General features: G+C 68.4%; 3 protein-coding genes and 1 pseudogene. 1 reads left to right on the forward strand and 3 read right to left on the reverse strand.

All coding sequences use genetic code 11. The features are described from left to right. Positions 1–892 (forward strand): annotated as a pseudogene (locus AC2VOP_RS20765) (hypothetical protein); the annotation flags it as partial. A gap of 15 nt (positions 893–907) precedes the next feature. Here the strand turns inward: AC2VOP_RS20765 and AC2VOP_RS20770 are convergent. The 3 genes from AC2VOP_RS20770 to thiC form a co-directional block, all read right to left on the reverse strand. Continuing rightward, entirely contained in the window at positions 908–1,522 is a 615-nt protein-coding gene (locus tag AC2VOP_RS20770) for an alpha/beta hydrolase family protein (RefSeq protein ID WP_486962718.1), read from the reverse strand. After that, a complete protein-coding gene (gene thiD / locus AC2VOP_RS20775) occupies positions 1,519–2,358 on the reverse strand; it encodes a bifunctional hydroxymethylpyrimidine kinase/phosphomethylpyrimidine kinase (protein ID WP_486962719.1) in 840 nt (279 codons plus the stop codon). The genes AC2VOP_RS20770 and thiD overlap by 4 nt, the downstream gene beginning before the upstream one ends. Positions 2,359–2,367: 9 nt before the next feature. Further along, positions 2,368–3,663, reverse strand: a 1,296-nt coding sequence (thiC, locus tag AC2VOP_RS20780; protein WP_486962720.1) for a phosphomethylpyrimidine synthase ThiC, incomplete at its 5' end; no start/stop codon positions are given.

Raw genomic sequence — 3,663 nt, forward strand, 5'->3', positions numbered from 1 at the left:
CTTCGGCGGGGGGCTGCCCTCCACCCTGGCGCAGACCACGCTGAACAACACCACCGCGTTCCACGACCCGGACGGCTACACCTACTACGTGGTCAGCGCCACCAATCCCGGTGTGGCGAACTGGCTGGACAGCAGCGGCGTCACCAAAGGTGAGATATTCGCCCGGTTCGAAAACATCCCCGACGGCACCGACGCCGACGGCCTGGACGTAACGACCAAGGTGGTACCGGTGGCCGACGTGGCAGACCAGCTGCCCGCCGACACCCCCACCGTCAACCCGGAGGAATACGCGGCCGACATGGCGCAACGCGTGTTCTCCTACGACTACGCACTGGACGCGTCCCGGATGCACGCCCAACCCGGTTGGGTGCTGCAGGAATCGCTGCTGTACGGGCTCAAGGGACTGATGGGCAGCTCCAATTTCGAGGAGGCGTTCGGCGAGCAGCCGTCCACTCCGCTGGCGCTGAGGTTCACCGACGCGTTGAGCCCGGACTGGAGCGCCGTCGAGCATGACATCTTCACCAACCCGTCCGACAGCCTGTCGGCGATCGTCAACAACCTGCCGCTGGCATTCAGTGACATCAGCCTGCCCATGGAGTACGCCGTTGTCCGAACGGCGCTGTCACTGCTGCTGCCCGGACAGCAGTTCGGCACGGCCCTCGACGACGCGCTGCTGGGCCCGAACACCGGAATCATCGCCGGGTTCCTGAACGCCCGAGACGACCTGGCGACGGCGGTGCTGACCGCGAACAACAACTTCCCGACCGAACTGGGCACGCAGGCTGCCAACGAATGGGCGAACATCTCCGACGTGGTCCAGTCCACCCCGAGCATGACGCTGGCCGACCTCGGCACGCTGCTGCTCAACCCGGCCGAGTTCTTCGGCGGCTAGAGAATCCGGCCGCGGCTACACCAGCCGAATCGCCGCGTCGACCGCCAGTGCGGCGACGTCGACCCGCTTGGAGCCCAGATCGTGTCGGGCGCCGGCTATCTCGACAACCTCGGTCGGCGCCGGAATCAGCGCGGCAGCGGCGCGCACCTCGCCGATGCTGCCGAACGGGTCGGAGCTGCCGTGGGTGAACACCGTCGGCACCGTGATATTTCGCAGGTGCTCGGTGCGGGGGTGTTCGGGCCTGCCGGGCGGATGCACCGGATAGGAGAACAGCGTCAGCCCAGCCACCGCCGTCTGCCCGTCGGCCACCACCATCGACGTCTGCCGGCCGCCGTAGGAATGCCCGCCGGCGATAAGCGGGCCGCCGGCCAGCTCGCGGGCCAAGGCGACGGCCTCGACGATCCCGGCCCGGTCGGTGGCCCCGGAACCCCCGGGCGGCCCGTTGGGCCGGCGCCGCCGGTACGGCAGGTTGTAGCGGACCGCCAGCCAGCCGCGTCGCGCCCACTCGTCGCAGACCCGCACCAGCAGTGGCGATTCCCGGTTACCGCCGGCACCGTGAGTCAACACCACCACTCCGGCGGGGATGTCGCCGGGTCGATGGGCAATGCCCGCAATGGTTTCCAGGTTCACCGGGTGCGCCGGGCCAACCTAAACAGCGGCGACACCGGGCCGTGACCGTGACCCAGAGGGTAGGCGGCGCGCAGACATTCGGTCACCCATCGCTTGGCGAACCCGACCGCGTCCGGCACGGTGTAGCCGTGCGCCAGGGCGCAGGCCGCCGCGGCGGCCAGGGTGTCGCCGGCGCCGTGGTCGTCACCGGTGTCGACCCGCGGCGCGTCGAACTGATGGAACCGGATGCCGTCATAGAGCAGGTCGGGGCTGTGCGGCGTCGACGGCAGGTGCCCGCCCTTGACCAGCACCCACCGCGGGCCCAGCGCGTGCAGAGCCGCCGCCGCCGCCTGCTGTGTCTGCTCATCGACGACGTCGACGCCGACCAGCAGCCGCACCTCGTGCAGGTTCGGGGTTACCAGAGTAGCCAGCGGAAACAACTTGTCCCGCAACGAATCTAGCGCCGAAGGTGCCAGCAGCGCATCGCCGTGCATCGACGCACACACCGGGTCGACCACCAACGGTACCGACAACCCGAGCTCCTGCCAGGTCCGTGCCACCGCGGCGATGATCTGTCCCGACGCCAGCATCCCGGTCTTGGCCGCCTGGATGCCGATGTCGTCGACCACCGCCTTCATCTGCCCGGCCACCAGGTCAACCGAGACCTCGTGGAAACCCTTGACGCCCAATGTGTTCTGCACCGTCACCGCGGTCACCGCGACGCAGGCATGCACACCGAGCATCGAGAAGCTGCGCAGGTCGGCCTGGATGCCCGCACCGCCGCCGGAATCCGAGCCGGCGATCGTCAACACCCGCGACGGAGTGGCTTTGGGCGGGGCCAGCGGCAGGAAATCCACGGCGGCGAGCTAGGCGATCGGGAGATACACCTGGTTGCCGTGTTCGGCGAACTCGCGTGACTTTTCGTCCATGCCCTGCCGGATGGCGGTGTCGATGGCTTCCTCGCTGTCCAAACCGTGTTCGGCAGCATAGTCGCGCACGTCCTGGCTGATCCGCATCGAGCAGAACTTCGGCCCGCACATCGAGCAGAAGTGCGCGGACTTCGCCGGCTCGGCGGGCAGCGTCTCATCGTGGAACTCCCGCGCCGTGTCGGGGTCCAGTGACAACGCGAACTGGTCATGCCAGCGGAACTCGAACCGGGCCGTCGACAGCGCGTCGTCGCGGGCTTGCGCGTGCGGGTGGCCCTTGGCCAGGTCGGCGGCGTGGGCGGCGATCTTGTAGGCGATCACGCCGGCTTTGACGTCGTCGCGGTCGGGCAAGCCCAGGTGCTCCTTGGGGGTGACGTAACACAGCATCGCGGTGCCGGCCTGGGCAATGATCGCCGCCCCGATCGCCGAGGTGATGTGGTCATAGGCCGGGGCGATGTCGGTGGCCAGCGGGCCCAGCGTGTAGAACGGAGCCTCCTCGCACAGCTCCTCTTCGGCGCGTACGTTCTCGGCGATCTTGTGCATCGGGACGTGCCCCGGTCCTTCGATCATCACCTGGGCTCCACGGGCTTTGGCGATCTTCGTCAGCTCGCCCAGGGTGCGCAGCTCGGCGAACTGCGCCTCGTCGTTGGCGTCGGCGATCGACCCGGGACGCAACCCGTCGCCCAGCGAGAACGTCACGTCGTAGCCGGCCAGGATGTCGGCGAGCTCCTCGAAGTTGGTGTAGAGGAACGATTCCCGGTGATGCGCCAAGCACCAGGCCGCCATGATCGAGCCGCCGCGGGACACGATCCCGGTGACCCGGTTGGCGGTCAGCGGCACGTAGCGCAGCAGCACCCCGGCGTGCACGGTCATGTAGTCGACCCCCTGCTCGCACTGCTCGATCACCGTGTCGCGGTAGATCTCCCAGGTCAGCTTGGTGGGGTCGCCCTTGACCTGCTCCAGCGCCTGGTAGATCGGCACGGTGCCGACCGGCACCGGCGAGTTGCGCAGGATCCACTCCCGGGTCTCGTGGATGTCCGTGCCGGTGGACAGGTCCATGATGGTGTCCGCGCCCCAGCGGGTGGCCCACACCATCTTGTCCACCTCCTCGGCGATCGAGCTGGTGACCGCCGAATTGCCGATGTTGGCGTTGACCTTCACCGCGAACGCCTTGCCGATGATCATCGGCTCGATCTCGGGGTGGTTGTGGTTGGCCGGGATCACCGCCCGGCCGGC

It is taken from the genome of Mycobacterium sp. TH-M106 (assembly GCF_057473765.1).